The 21,941-nt window shown below is 61.8% G+C and carries 16 protein-coding genes; 9 read left to right on the forward strand and 7 right to left on the reverse strand.

What is annotated here, in order from left to right; genetic code table 11:
• Positions 1 to 5: 5 nt before the first annotated feature.
• Positions 6 to 1,076, reverse strand: a complete 1,071-nt coding sequence (locus tag F4U95_RS01900) for an ABC transporter substrate-binding protein (RefSeq protein ID WP_120253291.1) — start codon at positions 1,074 to 1,076, stop codon at positions 6 to 8.
• Between the two features lie 279 nt (positions 1,077 to 1,355).
• Between F4U95_RS01900 and F4U95_RS01905 the strand changes: the two genes are divergently transcribed.
• The 5 genes from F4U95_RS01905 (at position 1,356) to F4U95_RS01925 (ending at position 7,607) form a co-directional block, all read left to right on the forward strand.
• Positions 1,356 to 3,668 carry a TonB-dependent receptor gene (locus F4U95_RS01905; RefSeq protein WP_120253292.1) on the forward strand — a complete coding sequence of 771 codons (2,313 nt, stop codon included), beginning with the start codon at positions 1,356 to 1,358 and terminating at the stop codon, positions 3,666 to 3,668.
• Positions 3,669 to 3,679: 11 nt separating this feature from the next.
• Positions 3,680 to 4,678: an MBL fold metallo-hydrolase gene (locus tag F4U95_RS01910; RefSeq protein WP_120253293.1), complete on the forward strand. Its 999-nt coding sequence runs from the start codon at positions 3,680 to 3,682 to the stop codon at positions 4,676 to 4,678.
• A gap of 31 nt (positions 4,679 to 4,709) precedes the next feature.
• Entirely contained in the window at positions 4,710 to 5,510 is an 801-nt protein-coding gene (locus tag F4U95_RS01915; RefSeq protein WP_150411805.1) for an SDR family NAD(P)-dependent oxidoreductase, read from the forward strand.
• A 13-nt stretch (positions 5,511 to 5,523) separates the two neighbouring features.
• Entirely contained in the window at positions 5,524 to 6,225 is a 702-nt protein-coding gene (locus F4U95_RS01920) for an SDR family NAD(P)-dependent oxidoreductase (protein ID WP_120253295.1), read from the forward strand.
• A gap of 152 nt (positions 6,226 to 6,377) precedes the next feature.
• Positions 6,378 to 7,607 carry a phospholipase A gene (locus F4U95_RS01925; protein ID WP_120253296.1) on the forward strand — a complete coding sequence of 410 codons (1,230 nt, stop codon included), beginning with the start codon at positions 6,378 to 6,380 and terminating at the stop codon, positions 7,605 to 7,607.
• Between the two features lie 101 nt (positions 7,608 to 7,708).
• On the opposite strand, the gene F4U95_RS01930 is transcribed toward F4U95_RS01925, so the two are convergent.
• On the reverse strand, positions 7,709 to 8,197 hold the full coding sequence (locus F4U95_RS01930) for a DUF3237 domain-containing protein (RefSeq protein ID WP_232016328.1): 489 nt from the start codon (positions 8,195 to 8,197) through the stop codon (positions 7,709 to 7,711).
• A 133-nt stretch (positions 8,198 to 8,330) separates the two neighbouring features.
• On the opposite strand from F4U95_RS01930, the gene F4U95_RS24525 reads away from it, so the two are divergent.
• The gene (locus F4U95_RS24525; RefSeq protein WP_161600358.1) at positions 8,331 to 8,882 is read left to right on the forward strand and encodes a hypothetical protein; all 552 of its coding nucleotides are present in this window, start codon (positions 8,331 to 8,333) and stop codon (positions 8,880 to 8,882) included.
• 215 nt (positions 8,883 to 9,097) lie between these two features.
• On the opposite strand, the gene F4U95_RS01940 is transcribed toward F4U95_RS24525, so the two are convergent.
• The 4 genes from F4U95_RS01940 to F4U95_RS01955 are packed head-to-tail and all read right to left on the reverse strand — an operon-like array spanning position 9,098 to position 15,374.
• Positions 9,098 to 10,069 carry a 2-hydroxyacid dehydrogenase gene (locus tag F4U95_RS01940; RefSeq protein WP_120253299.1) on the reverse strand — a complete coding sequence of 324 codons (972 nt, stop codon included), beginning with the start codon at positions 10,067 to 10,069 and terminating at the stop codon, positions 9,098 to 9,100.
• Positions 10,070 to 10,078: 9 nt separating this feature from the next.
• On the reverse strand, positions 10,079 to 10,993 hold the full coding sequence (locus F4U95_RS01945; protein ID WP_120253300.1) for a TauD/TfdA dioxygenase family protein: 915 nt from the start codon (positions 10,991 to 10,993) through the stop codon (positions 10,079 to 10,081).
• Positions 10,994 to 11,006: 13 nt separating this feature from the next.
• The gene (locus tag F4U95_RS01950; protein ID WP_120253301.1) at positions 11,007 to 12,425 is read right to left on the reverse strand and encodes an MFS transporter; all 1,419 of its coding nucleotides are present in this window, start codon (positions 12,423 to 12,425) and stop codon (positions 11,007 to 11,009) included.
• 24 nt (positions 12,426 to 12,449) lie between these two features.
• Positions 12,450 to 15,374, reverse strand: a complete 2,925-nt coding sequence (locus F4U95_RS01955; protein ID WP_150411804.1) for a TonB-dependent receptor domain-containing protein — start codon at positions 15,372 to 15,374, stop codon at positions 12,450 to 12,452.
• A 192-nt stretch (positions 15,375 to 15,566) separates the two neighbouring features.
• Between F4U95_RS01955 and F4U95_RS01960 the strand changes: the two genes are divergently transcribed.
• From F4U95_RS01960 to F4U95_RS01970, 3 genes are all read left to right on the forward strand, one after another.
• Entirely contained in the window at positions 15,567 to 16,100 is a 534-nt protein-coding gene (locus F4U95_RS01960; protein WP_120253302.1) for a MarR family winged helix-turn-helix transcriptional regulator, read from the forward strand.
• A gap of 250 nt (positions 16,101 to 16,350) precedes the next feature.
• Positions 16,351 to 17,388: a rod shape-determining protein gene (locus F4U95_RS01965; protein WP_197716469.1), complete on the forward strand. Its 1,038-nt coding sequence runs from the start codon at positions 16,351 to 16,353 to the stop codon at positions 17,386 to 17,388.
• A 394-nt stretch (positions 17,389 to 17,782) separates the two neighbouring features.
• Positions 17,783 to 20,185, forward strand: a complete 2,403-nt coding sequence (locus F4U95_RS01970; protein ID WP_120253304.1) for a TonB-dependent siderophore receptor — start codon at positions 17,783 to 17,785, stop codon at positions 20,183 to 20,185.
• A gap of 77 nt (positions 20,186 to 20,262) precedes the next feature.
• Here the strand turns inward: F4U95_RS01970 and treF are convergent, their stop codons facing one another.
• Complete coding sequence (treF, locus tag F4U95_RS01975) at positions 20,263 to 21,837, reverse strand: alpha,alpha-trehalase TreF (protein ID WP_120253305.1); 1,575 nt, start codon at positions 21,835 to 21,837, stop codon at positions 20,263 to 20,265.
• Between the last annotated feature and the right edge of the window lie 104 nt (positions 21,838 to 21,941).

The following is a 21,941-nucleotide window of genomic DNA, read 5'->3' on the forward strand; positions in this document are numbered from 1 at the left end:
CCTCCTCAAGCATCCAGCGTATCGACGACCTTCGACGCGAAGACGTCGGGCACGGTGTTGGGCTTCATCACGCCGACGTCGCGCAGTTCGCCGGCATAGAGCGCGACTTCGCGATGCAGGTCGCGACCGACCGGATGATGGTTGTGCGTCTGGGTGTGCAACACCGCCACCAGATCCTCGACGCTGGCTTTGGCATAGGGTGCGAACACCTTCGCCACGGTTTCGGGCTGAACCGAGCAGAGCGATGCCGCCGCGACCAGCGACTTGGAAAGGGCGACGGCAGATTCGCGATCGTCCCGGACCAGCGATCCGCTGGCCCCCAATACGCAGCAAACGCGATTGTCCCACGGCTTGGACAGGTTGGACAAAACCTCCACCAGGTCGCCGCCCGATTCCTTTTGCAGGACATAGGTGATGGGATCGGAATCGGCGAAGGCCTGGATTTCCCCCTTTTTCACCGCCTCCGCCAGCAACGGAGCAGGAAATGCCTTCCACTCCACGTCGCGATTGGGGTCCAGACCATTATATTTCAGCAGCACGGCCAATGCGTTGCGCCCTGCCCCGGAAATATCGGACAGGCCAATCGTCTTCCCCTTCAGACTGCCGATATCGTCGGTAATACCCTGTCGCCGCGAACCCAACACGCGGATGCAGCCGCCATGCGTCCCCGCGATCAGCTTGACGTCGAAGCCCTGCTCCAGCGGCTTGATCCAGCGCAGGATCATGCCCACGCCAGCATCCGCCTTGCCCGTCGAAATGGCTTCGAGCAGCTGATCGGTGGAGCCCGAGAAGTTGAGCAACTCCACATCCAGCCCGAACCGGTCGTAAATGCCATATTCCTTGGCCAGCAAAGCGGGCGCGAGGCAGATGGCATTGGCATTCCAGGCCAGCGTCAGCTTTCGTTGCCCCTTGGCGTTACGCGGCAGATCCTGCGGCCGCAGCGCGGCGTAGCCGCCCACGCCGGCCAGACCCGCCGCCGCAACTCCGCCGATCAGCAGATTGCGTCGATTGATGGGCGTTGATCCTTTGGGGATTTCGGGTTCGGCAATATCGTTCAGGTCAGGCTTGTCAGTCATGCAGGGCGCCAGAATGTTGGGAAGGAAAAGTCCCCCTGACCTAACTCCCAAGCTGCAAGCAGCATCATTCATTCTTCTTATAGGTCGCCGCCAGAACTCAATCTATGACGCCTCGACAGCATGACTTTAGAAAAGCAAATTATATAAGTGAAATCAGTCACATATTTTCACAAGCAATAAGCATAATAAGTTGTTCGACAGCCAGTTTAACTTTGTTGTGAGCCAAGCTGTTCCAACCCTAGCCCGTCGCTCTCACCATCATATTTCGGGGGACTGACGATGATACCGGGCCATGACGCCGGACGTCGCATTGCGCGCCATTCAGGACTGATCACCACTTCGACGGCCGCTTTGGCCTTCGCCTTCCTGTTTGCCGGCACGGCGCTCGCACAGCCGGTGGCAAGCACGCCGGCCGTGGCCGAGGACAATGCGCCAGAACAGGGGCTGGGTGAAATTACCGTCACCGCGTCGAAACGGTCGGAAAATATCCAGAAGACGCCGATCGCCGTCACCGCCGTGGGTGCGGACGGTATCAACCAGCTGAAGATTTCGGACTTTCGCGATCTGGCCGGCCGCGTTCCCAGCCTGCTCGCGCCCCGGCGCTCCACCGCCTATACCACGCAAACCTATTCGATCCGCGGCATCGGCGAAATCGACACCTATCCCGAGCCGACCGTCGCCGTCTACGTCGACGACGTCTATCTCGCCCGCACGGTGGGGTCGCTCTACGACACGCCGGACCTGGAGCGCGTAGAAGTGCTGCGCGGACCGCAGGGCACGCTGTACGGTCGCAACTCCAGCGCCGGTGCAATCCGCTTCATTACCAAGGATCCGACCGCCGACCGGGAGATTTTCGTGGGCGCCACCTATGGCAGCTTCGACAATCTGGACCTGCGCCTGCGCGTCAATGGCGCGATCCTGCCCGATAACAAGTTGAACGGCGCCTTCTCCATCATCCGGCGCAAGCGTGACGGCTGGCAATATAGCGTACCGCTGAACGAGGATGTCAACGACATCGACCTGCTGGTCCTGCGCGGCAAGTTGAAGTCGGAACTGACCGATAGGCTGACGCTGACCCTGTCGGCCGACGGCATGTTCGACCGATCGACCCAGAGCTATTATACGCCGGTCAACCAACCCAATGGTGTACCGTCGGGCAAGAAGGCGGATCCCGACCTGACCTGGGCCGATACGCCGCCCTATAATTCGACGGAAAGCTTCGGCGCGTCGCTGACGGCGGCCTATGAGCTGGACAATCATCTGACGCTGAAATCCGTCACCGCATGGCGTGGGCTGGAAGGCCCGATCTATTATGACAATGACGGCGTCACCGCGATAAAAGGCGATAGTTATGCGGGATTCAGCCAGCGACAGCTGACGCAGGAGTTCAACCTCAACGGTGAATATGACAGGTTCAACTTTGTCGCCGGCCTGTATTTCTTCTATGAAAAATTCTTCAACAATCGCCTCAATCAGGCGACCGCGTCGCGGACAGACGATATCGGATCGGTGTCCCGCATCCGCAACACGCTGCGTACCTGGAGCTATGCGGCGTTCGGTCAGCTCAACTATAAGGTCACGGATGCGCTGACCGCCACGGTGGGCGCACGCTATACCGTCGACCGGCGCAAATATGTGTCTTTCGTCGGCAACAGCGTGGGCGTGCCGTTGCACAATCCGACCGAATGGAATTTCGATCCCGACGTATATGAAGCACAATATGGCCCTTATCAGTCGACCTTCACGGCACGGCCGGACCCCAAGAATTTCTCCAACTTCACGCCGAAGCTGGGCCTGCAATATCAGTGGGCGCCCGACATCTTCCAATATGCCTCCTATTCCAAAGGCTTCAAAAGCGGCAGTTTCGACCTGCGCAGCGCCAGCCTGCTGGGATCGACCGTACCGTTCGAGCCGCAGGTCATCACCACTTATGAAACGGGTTTGAAGACCCGGTTCCTGCACGATCGCGTGATCGCCAATATCGCCGTCTATTATAACGACATCAGCGATTTCCAGGTCCGCGCCACCTCGCCTGCCACCCCGACCCAGCCGGCCTTCAACGGCGTGCTGAACGCGGGCGACGGTGTGTCCAAGGGCGTGGAACTGGAACTGTCGATAGCGCCGATCGACGGGCTGCGCATAGATACCAGCGGCTCCTATACCAAGACGCTCTACAAGAGTTTTACCGCGACCCTGCCCGCCAATGTCCCCGGCCGCATGACATTGCTGGGTCTGGAATTTCCGCTGGCCCCAAAATGGCAGTCGTCGGTGGCGATCAACTATACTTTGCCGATCGACACGCCCGGCAAATGGCGGATCGGGGCCGACGCGCAATATGAATCGCGCCGCTTCGTCGACATCTACAATACGGCGCAGACCAAGGTTCGTGCCCAGACCTTCGTCAACGGCACGATCAACTATGCCGGCGAGGATGGCAGTTGGAACGCGGGCGTCGCCGTCAAGAATATCTTCGACCTGCGCCGGGGGCAGGCCGGGGGATATTCGCCCAATAATGCGGGATCGCAGGTCAATTATTACCGCGCCTATAACGAACCGCGCACGGTCAACATCTTCATCAACAAGACCTTCTGACGGGGAAAGCCATGTATCGCTCCATCATCCCGATCGCTTGCGCCCTGCTCGCCGCGACGGCAGGCGCGCAGTCGGTGTCCGATACCCCCGCCGCCCTGGCCGAAGCGGCCAAGGCGCGGGCCATTGCCGGAGAGGACCTAAAGGCGCCCCTGTTCCTGTGCGAACCGCACGGTGGCGGCGTCGTACGGCGGGCATTGGAAACGGACAGCAAGCAATGGCTGGAACCGACGAAGCTGTTCGATAATCTCTTCTATATCGGCAACGGCTTCGTGGGCGTGTTCGTGCTCAAGACGAGCGAGGGGCTGATCCTGTTCGACGCGGCGCAAAGCGAGACGGAGGCGCGGGAGCATCTGATACCGGGGCTTCAAAAACTCGGGCTGGACCCCACCACTATCCGCTACGTCATCGTGACCCATGGCCATTATGATCATTTCGGTGGTTCGGCCTGGTTGCAGAAGACCTATGGCGCACGGGTGGCGATCAGCGCCGCGGACTGGACGCTGATCGAAAACACGCCGGCCGATGCCATCGAACGCAGCGGTACCCAATTGCCCAAACGCGACATCGTCATCGGCGACGGCCAGGCCATAACGCTGGGAGACACCAAGGTCGCCCTTTACGTGACGCCCGGTCATACGCCCGGTGCCGTATCGGCGATCGTGCCGGTCCGGTCGAACGGCAAGGTACATAATCTCTCGCTTCTGGGCAGCACCGCCTTCCCAGCCTCGATCGAGCCGACCGAGAAGGTCGGTGGGTTGAAGGCCTATGACAGTTCCGTATTGCGCTTTGCGAAGATCAGCCGGGCGGCGTCCGCACAAGGGGTGTTGAACACCCATATCTTTGCCGATGGGACGCGTGCCCGCATCGAAGCGATCGCGGCAGCCCCGGACAGAGCCAACCCCTTCCTTCAGGGACCGCAATTTGTGGGCCGCTATTATCAGATCCTCCATCACTGCCTGCGCGCCGCGCAACTGCGGCCACAGGCGGACAATGTCTGGCTTCCGAAATAATCCGCGGGCCAAATAAGCGAAAGGACATGCCATGGATCTGCAACTGAAGGACAAGCGCGCCCTTGTAACCGGCGGCAGCCGGGGGATCGGCAAGGCGATCGCCCGCGCGCTGGCGCAGGAGGGCGTCCGCGTCCTGCTGTCGGCGCGCGATCTGGCGGCCGCAACCGCTGCGGCAGAAGAGCTGGCGCGCGAAACGGGGGGTGAGGTCCATGCCTTCATCGCCGACACGCGCGATGACGATCAGGTCGATGCGCTGATCGCCCATGCGATCGCACAGCTGGGCGGCCTCGATATCGTGGTGAACAACGCCGCCCGTCCGGGCGCGCGACCGGAAGTGCCCGGTGTCGCGGGCGTCGCATCCGACTATCTGCTGGACGAACTCAATACCAAATTGGTCGGCTATCTGCGGGTTGCGCGGGCCGCCGCGCCGCATCTGGTGGCCAATGGCTGGGGTCGGATCATCAATATCAGCGGTCTTGCCGCGCGGCAATCGGGCACGATCCCCGGATCGACCCGCAATGTCGCGATCGCCGCACTCACCAAAAATCTGGCGGACGAGCTGGGGCCAAAGGGCATCAACGTCACCGTCGTTCATCCCGGCGCGACCCGGACGGAAAAGACCGCCGATGCCGTGGCGGCCAAGGCGGCGGCCGACGATATCAGCCCGGACGCCGCGGAAAAGGCGCTGTTCGGCCAATCGCTGATCGGCCGTATCGTCGAAGCAGAGGAGGTCGCAGCGGTGGTCGCATTCCTTGCCTCCCCCCGCAGCGTGGCCATCAACGGCGACGCGATCGCGGCGGGCGGCGGCAGTCCTCGCGCCATCCATTATTAACGGGAGGCCCATCATGGCTGATCTTCCCTACAAGACGGCGTTGGTCGTCGGTGCCGGCCCCGGCATCGGTGCTTCCGTCGCGCGCGCGCTGACGGCGGCCGGCCTCAAGGTCGTGGTCGCGGCCCGCAACCCGGATCGGCTGCGCGACGTCGCCAATGCGAGCGACGCCATCGGACTGGAGGTCGATGCGACCGACCCGGCCTCCGTCGCGCACCTTTTCGAGCAGACCGAACGCGCGATCGGCGTGCCGGAAGTGGTGCTGTATAATGCCAGCGGGCGCGTGCGCGGCCCTTTGACGGAACTGGACCCGGAACTGGTTCGACGATCGATCGAAGTATCGTCGTTCGGGGCGTTTCTGGTGACGCAACAGGCTGCCAGGAGGCTGGTGCCCCACGGACGCGGTGCGATATTGCTGACCGGCGCGACCGCCAGTGTGAAGGGCTTCGCCAATTCGGCCAGCTTTGCCATCGGCAAATTCGGCCTGCGTGGCCTGGCCCAGAGCGCCGCCCGCGAACTGGCGCCAAAGGGCATCCATGTCGCCCATTTCGTGATCGACGGGTCCGTGCGCAGTCAGGCGCGCGCCGATCCTCAGGATGCCCCCGACAGCACACTCGATCCACAAAGCATCGCCCAGACCTATCTTGCCATATTGGCCCAGCATCGCAGCGCATGGAGTTGGGAGGTCGAACTGCGTCCATGGGTCGAACGCTATTGATCCGGTTGCGCACCACGGCTGAAGCCGTGCCGAAACAAGCATGTCGCGCAAGGATGCCGGACCGTCCCATCGTGACAATCGCACAAATATGTCGTTCGACCGGAGAAATCGGGTAAGGGGGGCGCACCATCCGCTGCGAAGAAGACGCCCTTATGAAGATCGCCCCAAGGTTCCTGCTCGCCGCCCTTCTGGCCGCGACCGTGCCGGACGCGGCCTTCGCCCAGAATGGCGTCGAGCCGCTGATCGGCCATGTGGAACCACAGACAGGCGGCGGAGCATTGGTCGATATTCGCCTGCTCAACATCGGCACGACCACGATACAGGCCGATGTGGCCGACAATGTGGAGGCGCAGTTGGACCGGCCGGGCGCGCTGGGCACCGGTCGTACCGTGATGTTGCGTCGCGACCCCGCCACCCCCGCTACGCTCAGCATCGCGCCGGGCAGTTTTGCCACAGCGCGCTATCGGCTCGAACCGGACGCCTTTCAGGATGGCGCGCGTCTCTCCATCCCCGGCTGGAACGGCCAGGCGGTGACATTGGCCGCTGCGCCGGCGCCCACTCGCGCCGCTCATGCGACCGCAAATATCGACAGGACGGTTGCCGAAGCGCCTGTCGGCTCGGCTGTGCCCGCTACCCCTTCACCCAGCGACCGTACCGTCGGTAACGCCTTCCTCGAAAATCTGAGCGCCTATCAGCCTATCTATGCCGTCTATGGTCCCGGCACCAATAGCGAGGCCCGCATCCAGCTCAGCTTCAAATATCAGCTGTTCGGTAGCCAGGCTCGCAAGGACCATCCGGCGTTGGGCGACGGCTTTTACTTTGCCTATACCCAGCGCATGTTCTGGGATCTGGGGGCGGATTCCTCCCCCTTCCGCAATATCGATTTCCAACCGGAAATCTTTTACACCACACCGCCCAAGGCGCTGTCGGATAGGACGACACTTAGCGCGCAGGTCGGCCTGCGCCACGAATCCAACGGACGCGACGGCGATTTCTCGCGCAGCCTGAACACCATCTACGTCGCGCCGATGGCAGCCTTCTCTCTGGGCAAAGAGACACGCCTGACCGTGGCGCCGCGCGCATGGCTCTATGCCGGCGACCTGTCGGATAATCCCGACATTCGCCGTTATCGCGGCAATAGCGGCCTGTCTGTCGAAATTGGCCAGGACGACGGCCTGCGCCTCTCCACGACCAGCCGCATCAACTTCGGCAGCGGCAAGGGGTCGATCGCGGCCGACTTGTCCTATCCGCTTCGCCATATCCTGGGCGGCCGCCCGGATTTCTACCTCTTTGGACAGAGCTTCGTAGGCTATGGCGAAAATCTGCTGGACTATAATCGCCGCACCACGCGCCTGCGCATCGGCGTCGCACTTGTGCGGTGAGAAATAGATAGGGGTTCGTCTCGGTCAAGGGAGCCTTTCCGGGCGGAAGAACGGGCAAGAAGACGCGCCGGCACGATCCCAAATCCTGGTTCAATTTCCGCTCAGACGATACGCCAGACCCATAGTCGGATGGAGTCCGAATAACGCGCGCCGGAGCAAATGAAGATATTTTCGTTCAGCCATGTATATCGGCCCAGCGGCGCCATAAATTCCGGCACGGTCCGAAAATAATAGCTTTTGGGATCGACGATGTCCCCGGCCATCAATCGCGCCATCACGTCGGCGGGGCCATGACGCAGGCCGCGGTTCCTGATCTGGATGACAGCGCCGTCATCGGTCTGGATTCCATAAGTGGCATCTGCCACCGTGACACCATCGGGCCTGCGCACTTGCCAATCGCTGCCACCGCCCAGGATTTGGCCCCGGATCCGCGGTCCTTCAATACTGCCGGAAAGGATCGGAATGATCCGACGCGTTCCATCCGGTGTGTCGCCAATCTGAATCGGCGCGGCCAATTGCGCATGGGCGGCATAGACAAATTCCAGACCCGGTCGAATGGCGTCGTCCGGCACAAGATTTTCATCCGACATGCCCATCCCTCTCTTTCATGTCGCGTAGGCCCGCCCGACTGCAGGACATAACATCCTGTCCGGCGTCGAGGCTGAAAAGCAGATCGACGCGGTCCGGTAGGTCCGCGAACATATGGCGGGTCAACCGCTCATAATGATTCACAAAGCGCCGCACCTCTTCATCACGCATGATACCCGCAGCATCGGGCGTCAGAGCGCGAAGCTTATGTTCCTGAAGCAGGCGGTTCTGCAGCACATGGTCGAACGATGGGGGTTTCAGCATGATCATATGGTCGATGACCGAAAAACATCGGGCATAGGATGTTCGAAGCGCATCATTCACATGCGTGCGCCAAACAGCGCCCTTATCCTCTTCCGCCTCGAGAATATTGATCGGCGCGACAAGGTCCGCTTCGTCCTGCGGGCGGGCACCGACGCACCAACCTTCAAACAGGACGACATCGACATGGCCGGAATGGCGCATCCAATCGCTTTGCGGCAGCCGATCGTCCAATGCCTTGCTGAAGCGCGGGATCAATGCCTGCCGTCCGCCGGCCAGATCATCCAGTATAGAGAGGCCGAGTTCGATATCGTGCGTAGCCGGCACTCCGCGCGTCCGAAACAGAGGGTGAATATCCCGAGCCAATCGCGCCCGCGCCTTAGACGGCAGATAGAGATCGTCCAGCCCGACGACGACCGCCGATAATCCAATCTCTGGCAGGAGAAGGGATGCCAGAAACCGGCAAATAGTCGATTTGCCACTGCCCTGCGCGCCATTCACGCCGACGATTATCGGGCGTCCAGCATCATTTTTCCAGTCACCTATCTGTCGCGCCAATGGCTGCCACCAACGATCGACCATCGCCCTGTACGAAGGCGGCAAGCGTTCCGCTGCGATAATATCGTCAATGCCTGCCTGCTTCAAAGACTGTCTCGCGGTGTTCGGCCTTCATGCCAATCGTCCAGATTGGCAAGCGCGCGCAATCCCATCGCTTCGCGCGTCTCACGGGTTGCGCTGCCCAGATGCGGCAGGAGTACCGTGTTCGGGGCATCACGAAGACGTTGGGAAATCTCAGGCTCGCCTGCGAACACATCAAGGCCAGCCCCACCCAGCCGCCCGCTTTCCAGGGCATCCATCAGGGCACCTTCGTCCACGACATCTCCCCGCGCCGTATTGATGAGGATCGTGTGGGGCGCCATTCGGCCAAGCATCTGCGCATCGATGATGTTGCGCGTCGCCGCTCCGCCAGGAACATGCAGCGACACGACATCGCTTTGCGCCACCATGTCGCCAAGCGAGGACATATATCGGGCGTCCAGCCGCTGCACATCGTCCTGCGCGCCGGGACGACGCGAAAAATAGACGATGTTCATGCCAAAGCCGAAGCGGGCACGTTCCGCCACAGCCTGCGCGATCCGACCGAAGCCGACCAGTCCCAGCGTCTTGCCGCGCAGGCTGGTACCGAGCAAATGGGTCGGCCGCCAACCCGTCCATTGCCCGGCGCGCAATTCCCGTTCGCCCTCCCCAGCGCGGCGGGCTGTCATCAGCATCAGGGTAACGGCGATATCGGCCGTCGCGTTGGTGAGGACGCCCGGCGTATTCGTGACGACAATGCCGGCCGCCGCTGCAGCCGCCAGGTCGATATGTTCGAAACCGGCGCCATAATTGGCGATGATCTTTACCTGTCGTCCCGCAACGCCGACGATGCCGGCATGTAGTTTGTCGGTGATGGTCGGACAGATCGCATCATAGTCGCGCATAGCAGCCATCAATGCGGCGTCCGTCAATGGACGATCGTCGTCGCTGAAGGTCGCGTCGTACCGCTCCGCAATCAAGGCCTCGACCCGCTCGGGCCATTTGCGCGTAACCAGTATCCGGGGCTTGCCTGACATATTGGCCGCTCAGTTCGTCGCGGCCGAAGCAGCGAAATAGGCGGTGAACGGATCGTCCGCATGCTCCGGCGCATCGCCCTCGCGCACCGTGGTGCGGCGCATGTCGCGTCGTTCGTTGAAGATGTCGAAATCGCCGCCCCGATGCATCGTTGCCAGATTGTCCCAGATAACGATGTCCCCCGGCTGATAGGAAACGCCGAATATATATTGCGGCTGGGTTGCGAAGTCGATCAGATATTTGATGAGCGCACGTCCTTCTTCCTTCGGCAGACCTGCCACATCCATCGCATGGCTGCCGATATAGATGGCAGTGCGCCCCGTCGCCTCCTGGTGCATGACCATGGGCTGGCGCGCCTTGGGTCGTCCATCGATCTCCTCCTCCGTAATCGGGAAGCCGGCGAGCAGGCGAGAATACCAGAGCGAATGCTCCGCCTCGAGCGTACCGATCTTTTCCCGAACATCGGCGGGCAGATCCTCATAAGCCGAGCGCATGTCGGCGAAATAGGTCAGGCCGCCTTCCTTGGGCACTTCATAGGCAAGCAGCAGCGAATAGGCCGAGCGCAGATCCATGAAAGACGAATCCGTATGCCACAGCCGGTCGCCCTTCTTGTGCAGGACCATATTCTCATCGACCAATATCTCTCCGGCCGGGGTCAGGTTGCTGGCATCGAATATTTCGGGCGTATGCGGATGGCGGCGCGGGCGATTTTTGACCGCTGGCGCCGTCTCCAGATGGCCGAAATGGCGGCTGAAGGCGACATGCGCCGCATTGTCGAAACCGGTCCCGCGAATGACGCATACGCCCCATATGTTCATCGCATCCTTGATCGCCGCAAAATCAGCCTCGCTCAGTGGCTGGCTCATGTCGATGCCGGAAAGCTCGGCACCGAAGCGGGGCGTGATGGGAGTCGTAGTCAAAGCCATGATCGTTTTTCCTTTAGGATCTGGTCGTCACGGCTTGCGCCGGCAGGACGATATTTTCGGTGGGGTGGGGATTGCCGCCACGCTGACGCTTGCCGACGCGGGCAAGCAGGACGAGCGCAACAGCGGAAAGCAAAGGCGTTGCCGCCAGCAGGACGAACAACAGGCGTGGCGGCATGTGCATCGCCAGCAGATAGCCACCCAGCAGCGGTGCGAAGATCGAGCCGATCTTCGCCACGGACGTCGCCCATCCCGCGCCATTGGCCCGGATCGCGCTGGGGTAGAAGATGCCGGCGATGGAGTGCATGCCAAAATGTGTACCGCTGATCATCGCCATGCTGAGCAGGGAGAAGGCGGCCAGGCCCTGTAGCGAGACGGGTGCCAGCCCCATGAGCAACAGCAACGGCGCCGCCAGCATCGGATAGAAGGCGATTGCGATCGGACCCAGTCGATCGGTAAAGCGCATGAGCGCCAGGCCCGCAAGCGAACCGCCGATCGAGCTGACCGACATGATCATCGCCGCCTGGGTCCGGGTAAAGCCGACATCCTCGAAGATGATCGGCCCCCAGTTCGACTTGAAATAGACCGCCATCGAACTGCCGATATAGGCCAGCCAGAGCAAGGTGGTGATCGGGCGCAGATCGCCTTTGAACAGGGTCGTGATCCGAAAGCCCTGCCCTGTCGAACCAGCCATTTCGTCCGTCACCACGAAACGATCCTCCGGCCTTGCGCCAAGTCCCGGCTCAAGTGCGTTCAGCGCCTTGGCGATCTTTTCGGGCGATCGCCCCTTGACCGCCAGATAACGGGCGGATTCCGGCAGCAGGACGAAAAGAAGCGGGACGAGCAGCAGGGTCGCGATGCCCGATACCATGAATACCGATTGCCAGCCCCAATGGGGCGCGAGCCAGACTGTCATCGGTCCGGCGACCACGCCGCCCAGCGTATAGCCCATCATGATGATGGTCACGACGGTAGCCCGATAGCGGCTGGGCACAAATTCGATATTGAGTGCCCAGGCGAGCGGCATCAACCCGCCCAGGGCCACACCGTTCAGGAAGCGCAGCAGCAACAATGCCTGCATGCCCGGCGCGAGCGCGATGGCCATGCTGGTGGCACCGAACGCCGCGACTGACGCGATGATGATCGGGCGCCGTCCATACCGGTCGCCCAGCCAACCGAAGGCGATCCCGCCCAGCATCGCGCCGAACACGCCCACGGCGAACAATTCGCCCAGGGAAATGACGTCGGCGCCAAACCCGTCGCGCAAATAGGGTGCGACGAAGGAAATGACGAGCATGTCGAAGCCGTCGAGAAAGGTGACGGTCCAGGATATCGCGACGAGGCGGATGACGAACGCATTGATCCTTTGGCGCTCAATCACGTCCGTCACCATGATGACGCCGGGGGGAGATGGATCGGTTGCGTTCATGGTCATCTCAATGCCTCTCGCGCCTGCGCCTTATTTGCCGAAGTGGAAGCGCGCACCGACCTTGAACGCACGGCCGACCGGATCGAACAGGATCTGGTTGGTGCCGCCCGATGGGCCGGGCATCGCCGGCGGATCCCGATCGAGCAGGTTGTTGATCGTGGCGAACAACTGGAAGGTCCGGCCATTGCCGGTTTCGACATTCACCCGCGCCGTCATGTCGAGGTAGAAGCGGCTGGGCACATTATTATTGTCGACGCTGTTCGGGGCAGTGACGGCATAACCATCCTGATCGGGGCCAACGAAGTTGGTCCAATAGATGCCCGAAGGAATATAGCGGCCATGGCCGGTCAGCTGGAACTTGCCCACCGTCCAGGTCAAGACGCCGTCCAGCACATAGTCGGGCACGCCCGGTATCGTTCCGGTGCGCACGCCCGTCTGGCCCGCGCGATCCACTGCGCCCAAGGCGTCGACAGTGGTCAGCTCCTTGGTGATGTTCGCGATCAACTGTGCGTTCAACTCGCCCCACGATCCGAGCGGCTGGCGATATTGAAGCTCGATATCATAGCCGCTGGTCTTGAGCGCATTGGAATTGAGGATGACGTCGCGCACCTGAAGAATCTGATTATTGGCATCGCGCGTAATCTGGCTGCAGAAATTGGTGGCGCCCTGCGCGCAGCGATTGACGAGGGTCTGTGCACCAAGCGCGCCGATGGCATCGGCGACCTTGATGTCATAATAATCGACCGAAAGGCGCATGCGCTGGAAAATGCCATGACGCGGCGCGATGACGAAGCCACCGGTCCAGCTGTCCGCCTTTTCAACGGACAGGTCCGGATTTGCGCCGGTAATGACGAAGGGATTGGTCTGCAAGCCGCCGTTCAGCGGGTCGGACAGGCCGATCGAACGAAGCGTCTGCGGTCCGAACAGTTCGAAGATGTTTGGCGCGCGAATGTCGCGCGACCGGGTACCACGGAACCGGACGCCTTCGACCGGCTCATAGACCAGCCCCGCTTTCCAGGTCGTGACCGATCCCGTCGTGCTGTAATGCGTACGACGGACGGCGCCATTGAGGTCGAGCGCATGGCCGACCGCCGAATCCCGCAATATCGGAACCGCGATTTCGCCGAACACTTCCTTGACGGTAACGCCGCCGGACAGAGCGGAGCCGTTGAGCGAATAGAAGCCGTTCGCGGCCGAAATCGGATCGGCAGTGCCATCCACCGTATCCCGGCGATATTCCGCGCCGATCGCCACCGTCACGGGGCCGGCGGGCAGGTCGAACAGTTCGCCGCGCAGGTCCACGCCTGCCACATGCTGTTCATTGACCGTATGTTGCAGACCGTTGCCGGTGATATAACCCACCGATGCCTGGCTAAATTGCCCCTCGCCGAAAGGATTGAAGGGTACGCAGGCAGCATCGTCATTGCTGGCTATGGCGTCGGCATTGACACGGCATACGATCTGGCCGCCGGACCGCACAGCGTCCACGGCCTTCAAAAGATGGGCCTGATTGACGAGATTGGTCGCGCGCTGGGTGAAGTTGGTCCGGCCATATTGATAGAAGCCGTTGACCGTCCACTTGTCGCTCAGCTTACCCTCGACGCCCAGAACGCCGCGATATGTTTCTGTCGTCGATGTCGCCCGGCCCGGGCCAAGGTCGAATGCCGCCTTGCCCAGGATGAAGGATGCGACGCCATTGGCGTCCATGGCGGATGCTACTGCGGCCGGGATGAAGGGATTGTCGCGCTTGATACGGCCCATCAGCGTACCATTGAAGTCGCGGAAGATCGCACCATCGACCGTGCCTTTCACGCGCCCGTAAGACACGTCGGCCGTCAGCGTCACATCGTCGGTCAATTCCGCCGTGAGCGCGCCATAGGTGGACACTCGTTCCAGCGGCACCTTGAGTCGCAGCGCCGAGATAAAGCCGTTACGCCCCTGCCCCTCGCCGCCGAGCATGAATAGCGGGCCGACGAGCGTGCCATATTGGAAACGCCCAGGCGTTCCGTCAGCCAGGAACTTGGTCCCGCGCAGGGGGTCGGTCGCCGTCGTGCCGATCGCCTGACCCGCCGCATTATAGGAACGGTTGATCAGCCCGCCAGGAGACATGGTCGATGTATTGACCCCCCCGATGATCAGATTGGCGGGCAGGCCGCCGGCGCCGGGCGTATTGCCAAGGATCAGGGTCTGGCTGTTGCACCAGCTGCGGCTTGTGCACGTACCCAATCCATCCAGCTTTTCATATTCGACCGCGCCGATTACATGGATCCGGTCGCCAAAGCTCATGCCACCCGACAGGCTGGCAAACAGGTTGCCGTCATCGCCGCGTTGCGACATGCCGGCGGCAAATTCGCCGTCCAGACCTTCCTTCTTCCGGTCCAGGACGAAGTTCACGACGCCAGCGACGGCATCCGAACCATAGGCCGCCGACGCACCCCCGGTCACGACATCGACCGTGCGGAGCAAGGATGACGGGATGAGGTTGGTATCGACCGATCCTTGCACGGTGCTGGGCACGAACCGTTTGCCATCGACCAGGACAAGCGTGCGCTGCGGGTCGAGGCCGCGCAGATCGAGCAGGCGCGCACCGATATTGCCGCCCAGATTGGCCTGAGCCGCAGGGCCGCTCGATGCGCGGAAACTGGGTAACTGATTCAGCGCTTCACCGACATTGGTGATGCCCAACGCATCCAGCCGTTCCGCACCGATCGAGGTTACGGGCGTCGGTGCGTTGAAGCTGGAGCCAAGGCGCGTACCCGTGACGACGATGTCCGTCACCGGCAAGCCGGCCGGAGCGGCGACATTCTGTTCTTCACCTGCGGGCTGGGCCGAGGCGGACGGTGGGGCTGTCGCCGCCTCCTGCGCCGCCGCATATTGAGGCACTATCGCCATGGTAAAGCCGACAATGGCCAGGACACTCGCGTTCGTGCGGATGCGCTGCGTGCTCAATCGCATATCTGTCTTCCCTCTCCTGGCCTTCTGCTGCGGCCTCATCCGTATTTATGTATCTAGGTACATAGTTTGTCAACGGCCCTTATCGCTGAAAGAAAACTCAAGAAATTCGGCATTTTTGCAGTTCGCCATGCGCGTCGCTATGAGCGAAGAGCGGGCTTAAATTCGGTTCGCCTGCATTGCGATGGGAATGGCATGACCTCTGACAATCCGAATCCGGTCGATCCGTTCGACAGCACGACACCACAATATCGCGCCTATTTTCCCGAAGGGTCGCGGGATGATGTCGAATTTCGACTGACCCGAATTCTTTCGCTGTCAGCCCGTCGCTGGGGAACGCATGTCGAAAATCGGATGATGGCAGCGACCGGTCAGTCCCGGTCCAGATGGCAGACTTTGTTCGTACTCAGCGTTGCCACGCCGCCTATCACCACGTCCTTGTTATCGGCTCGCCTTGCCATCCAATGGCCGCCGCTGATCAGGACCTTGAATTCGCTGGAATCAGATGGTCTTATCCGACGCGTAGAAAACCCGACCGACAAACGTTCGCGCTATATCGAGATCACGGCCGCTGGCAGAGCGGTGGTCGAACAGGTGCAGCCTATCCTATCCGACATTCGAACCAAGGTATTTGTCAATCTGAGCATGCAAGAGATGGAATTGGCGACGCGCGTGCTGGAGATGGTCGTCGCCGGGGTGAACGAAGCGCAGCAAGACAATGATGAATGACGTCGGCTGGATATGCGATCCAAGTTCGAGGCGCTGAACGGTACTGATTCTGCCGGTTCGATTGCCTGCGCATGATCCGAACATACGCCGTGACGAGGCAAGTTGAACGCAGCATATGCGGTAACGTTACCTGACCGACGCGCCGCCCCGAAAACTCCGATGATCCCGACAATCATCCAGCTCAGCGTACAGCCATTGCGCCGTCAAGCGGCGCAAGCAAGGGCTTTGGCTGTTCCCAATCGGATATCAGATGTTTCGCAGACTATTTGCCTCCTCCGCTCATGACATGGCGATCGACCTTGGCACGGTGAATACGGTTATCCATGTGCGCGATCGTGGCATCGTGCTCAACGAACCGTCGGTTATCGCACTCGAAACCATAGCCGGTGTTCGGCGCGTCAAGGTTGTGGGGAATGAAGCAAAGCCCATGATGGGCAAGACTCCCGCCAATATTCAGGCGATCCGGCCATTGCGGGACGGCGTCATCGCCGACATCGACGTGGCAGAACAGATGATAAAGCATTTCATGGCCAAGGCCGTCGGTTCGTCCGGACGGCTTGGTCGGCGCCATGCGGTCGTCATTTGCGTCCCGTCCGGATCGACGATGGTGGAGCGTCGCGCGATACAGATCGCGGCCATGAACGCAGGTGCATCGCGCGTTCAATTGATCGACGAGCCCATGGCGGCGGCGATCGGCGCGGGCCTGCCGGTCACCCAGCCGCTCGGCGCCATGGTGGTGGATATAGGTGGCGGCACGACGGAGGTGGCGATCCTGTCTTTGCAAGGCATCGCCTACAGCAATTCCGTTCGCATGGGGGGCGACAAGCTCGACGAGGCCATCGCCTCTCATGTGCGGCGCAATCACAATCTGATGATCGGCGAAATGACCGCCGAGCGCATCAAGCATAATATCGGTTCGGCGGTGATACCGCTTGATCAAGGGCGCATGATGCAGGTCAAGGGCCGTGATTTGGTCAATGGCCGTCCCGCGGAGATTACGATCAGCGAAGCGGAAATCGCAGAAGCGCTGGTCGAAGGCGTGGGGCAGATCAAGCTGGCCGTCATGTCTGCGCTGGAACAGACAGCCCCGGAATTGTCCGCCGACATCATAGATGAGGGGATAACATTGACCGGCGGCGGCGCTTTGCTCGGCCATCTCGATCAGGCTTTGTCAGAGCAGACCGGTCTGGCGGTACGGGTGGCAGACGATGCGTTGACCTGCGTAGCAATGGGAGCCGGCAAAGCATTGGAGGATCCCGCATATAGCGGCGTGCTGACGACGGCATAAGGCCGACGACCGGCGCAACCACCAGTCCTTGCAATGCCCAGACATATCGCTCGGCCGACTACCCTAGTAGTTTTCGGAACCTTGCGATGTTTGGCGTCTAGGCTCTGACGCTGTCAGATCGTCTGCGTGTGTCGGGGCGAATTGATCCAAAGGCTCCGTCAGAAGGCCGGCGCCCATCACGGCCATGCGAGCGCTGTGATGCATCAATGTCACACCCAATTATCGAATTGCAACAGGTGTGAAACTTTCTTGCGAGCGCGCGATTAAGCGATCAGGGCGCCGTTGCGCCCGCGTTCCGATGCGGGTGGTGGAAGATATCGTTCAACGCGGCTTCCCGAACATGATTGCGATCCGGCTCCTTTGAGAATGCCGGAGGCTCAGGAGGAATATCATAATGCGTACTTTCCGTTCATCCGCGTCCAGGCTGCTTCTGGCCGGCGCCGCCCCCTTCGCCCTGCTCGCCGGGAGCGCGATGGCCCAGACCGCCCCTGCCGCGCAGGATGCGCCCAACGTGGCGGCCGATGAGAATCAGGCCGACATCGTCGTCGTCGGCACCGCAGGCGCCGGTACGCGTCGTCAGGATGCGGCCTTTGCCGTCACCAGCCTGTCCAGCGACGCCATCGCCCGCGCCGCGCCCAACAGCACGGCCGACCTGCTGCGCACCATTCCGGGCGTCAGCGCCGAAAGCTCCGGCGGCCAGAACGGCGCCAACATCTTCGTGCGCGGCTATCCGTCGGGCGGCGACGCGCAGTTCGTGACGTTCCAGCTGGGCGGCGTGCCTTTCTTCCCGCCTTCGACCCTGTCCTTCCTTGAAAATTCGCAGCTGATCCGCCTCGACGAAACCGTCGATCGCGTGGAAGCCGTGCGCGGCGGCACCGGTTCGCTCTTTTCCAACGGCCAGCCGGGCCTGACCGTCAACGTGCAGCAGCGCGAAGGCGGCCAGACGCTCAAGGGCTTTGCGAAGCTGTCCTACACCGATTATGACGAAATCCGTGGCGACGCCTGGATTTCCGGCCCGATCAGCGAAGACACGACCTTCATGGTCGGCGGCTATTATGCGCAGGGCAACGGTATCCGCGATCCGCAATTCCGCGCCGAAAAGGGCGGTCAGATCACCGCGAACATCCGCCATGATTTCGACGGTCGCGGTTCGCTGCTGATCTACGGCCGTTATCTGAACGATCATGGCCAGTGGCTGCTGCCCATCCCCGTCAATCAGGACGGCAGCAAGATCAGCCAATATGCCAATTTCGACCATGGCACCGGCGCGCTTGCCGGTCGCGATGTGCGCGTCACCACCAACAATGCCGGTCGCACCGTCGATCTGGCCGATGGTCGCGGCGCGAAGCTGGGCAATCTGGGCCTCAGCTTCGACTATGAGCTGGTCGATGGCCTGAGCATTCGCGAACGTGCCAGCTATATGTGGGGCACGGCCAATACCATCGGCCTGGTTCCCACCGACGCGCCGATGAGCGCGGCGGCGATGGCCACCACGCTGGGCGGTGCGGGCTCGACCGTGGGCAGCCTGACCTACGCATCGGGCGGCGGCGCGGCAGCGGCCGGCACGCAGGTTATGCGTGCGGGCATCTGGGACGTGCGCAAGCGGATCGACGCTTTCGTCAACGACATGGCGCTGGAGTTCAAGACCGGCGGCAACACGCTGACCGGCGGATTCTATCTCGCCAACTACACCACTCGCGACAATTGGGCGTTGGGCAATGACGTATTGCTGACCGCCGAACCCAATGCCCGTCGCCTGAACCTGACGCTGGGCGACGGCCGGATTGCGACTCGCGACGGCTTCACCTCCGGCGCCAGCTTCCTGGTGAACGGCCGCTATGAAGGGCGCGACATCGCTTTCTATGCGGTCGATGAGCTTCAGATCACCGACAAGCTGCGCGTCGATGGCGGCGTGCGCTGGCAGCGTCACGAAGTCGTGGGTGATGTCGCCACTTCCGGCGCGGCCTTCGATCAGGATGGCAGCGCCGCCACCCTGTACGACCGGACCGTGCAGCTGGGCGGAGCCAGCCGCATCGACTATAACGCATCGCGCTGGTCGTGGACGGCGGGCGCCAATTACGACTTCACCAGCCAGATCGGCGTCTTTGCCCGGTACAGCCGTGGCAACAGCTTCCCGCAGTTCGACAATTTGCGCGAAGGGCTGACCATCATCTCGAAGGTGGACACCTATGAAGGCGGGTTGAAGGTATCGACCCCGATGCTGAACCTCTACGCGACCCTGTTCCACAATAAGTTCGACGGTTTGGCCACGACGCAGATCATCAACGGCGTGCCCAATGAATCGGTCGGCGGCGCGAAGGCGACCGGCGTCGAGCTGGAAGGCGTGATCCGTCCGTTCGCGGGCTTCAGCATCGCGGCGGCGGGCACCTATCTGGATGGCACCTATCGCGGCTTCTTCAGCGGCAACGGCACCATCGACAACACCGGCAACCGCGTGCAGCGTCAGCCCAAATGGATGTGGCGCGTGACGCCCAGCTACGAACTGACGGTGGGCGATTTCCGTCCGTCCATCTTCGCCACGCTGCAATATACGGGCGACCGCTTCTCCGACCCGGAGAATGCACAGCTGCTGCCCAACTATTATCAGCTGGACGCAGGCGTGTCGGTGGACGTCAATCAGCGGTTGAAGCTGGCAGTGACCGGCAACAACCTGACCGACGAGCTGGGCCTGACCGAAGGCAATCCGCGCATCATCGGATCGCAGGGTGCAGGCACGATCCTGGCCCGCCCGATCCTGGGCCGCTCCTTCCGCTTCAGCGCTGCCTACAGCTTCTAAGGGATGAGCGGGGTGTCCATGGGCACCCCGCCATGGAAAAGGGGCCGGGCGATCCAATCGCCCGGCCCCTTTTTCGTTCAGTCCGCCTTTTCCAGTTCGGCCGCTATGTCGGGATAGCGGTCCAGCAGCGCGCTGGTGACGCCGTTGGTCCATCCGAACCCGTCCTGAAGCGGATATTCGCCGCCGCCGCCGGGCTTGCGTTCTTCGACGTCATATTTTTCCAGCATCTTGCCGGTTTCGGCATAAGCGGCCGCGACCGTGCCGATCCAGCGTCCGGCTATATCGCGGGCCAGCTTTTCCTGTCCGTTTCGCGCCAGGCCGTCGATCGCCACCCATTGCAACGGGGCCCAGCCATTGGGCGTATCCCACTGCTGGCCGGTCGCATTGGGCGTGGTGCGCAGGCCGCCGCTGCCCAGCAGCTTGGCGCGGACGGTGGTCGCAACGGCACTGGCCTGTGAAGGCGACGCCGCGCCGACGAAGAGCGGATAGAGTGTTGCGGCGGAAAGGATGGCTGTCGGCTTCTTCGCCTTGCTATCCCAATCGGCATAGCGGCTTTCCTTGGCCACCCAGAGATAACGGTCGATCGCGGCCTTGCGCTTGCGCGCCAGCCCTGCAAATTCGGTGGCGCAGGCGCCGTCGCCTGCCTTGCGGCAACGCACCTCGATCCGCTGTTCCATCGCCAGCATTAGGCTGTTGAGGTCCACCGGCACGATGTCGGTGGTGTGGATCGTCGCGATCGTCCGTCCGTCGCCGAACCAGCGCGAGGTAAAGTCCCATCCGCTTTCCGCGCCGGCACGCAGATGACGATAGGTGATCGCCTTGTCGCCCTTTGCTTCCGACGCGGTCGCGACATCTTCCGCGTAGGATTCGTCGCGCGGCGTATCCTTGTCGTCCCAGTAGCGGTTGAGCAGCGTGCCGTCGGGCATCCGCACCACGCGTTCGCACGCGCCGCTGGGCTGCACGCAGGACGCGCCTTTCATCCAATAGGCATGTTCGGCGCGCAGCGCCGCCAATTGACGGGTGGCGGTGTCGGCGCTGTCATCCTTCGACAGGTCCAGCATCAACGCATAGAAGGGCGGTTGCGAGCGGCTGAGATAATAGCTGCGCATCCCGTTGGGGATGTGGCCGTAAATCTCGATGGTGGAGGTGAAGTCCACCAACATGCTTTCGATCAGCGGCTGCTGGCCATCGACTGCCAGGCCCAGCATCGTGAAATAGCTGTCCCAATAATAGATTTCGCGAAACCGCCCGCCCGGCACGACGAAGGGCGCAGGTAGCGGTAGCGCGGAACTGCCCGCCTGCCGCTCGACCGGCTGGCGAACCAGGGTGGGCCACAGAGTGCGCACATGGGCGCGCAAGTTGGACGCGCCATGATCGTTGACGCCGGGCACCCGGAAGTGGCGCAGCACGAACGCCTCGAGCGCATCCTTGCCCTGGGGTGGCTGCTGGCGATAGGCCGCCATGATCGCAGCCGGGTCCGATCGCGGCGTGGCGTCGACGAAGGTCTTGCCGTCGGGGAACAGCTTTTCAAGCTGAACGCGTTGGAACAGATCGCCGTACAATTCGGCAGGGGAAGATTGCGCCCAGCCCGGATTTCCCAACGCGAGGAAGGAAACAAGGCCGGCAGCAACGAAGGATAGCCAATTTTTCATGCCCCCTCTTTCGGTCGCCCCGCCAGCCTTTGCAACGGCAAAATCGGATGATCGGCCGGTACCGCCGCTCAGCAGCGCAGCGTCACCTTGGGCAGGCGCGCGTA

This window comes from Sphingobium limneticum, from assembly GCF_008710165.1.
Classification (GTDB): Bacteria; Pseudomonadota; Alphaproteobacteria; order Sphingomonadales; family Sphingomonadaceae; genus Sphingobium; species Sphingobium limneticum.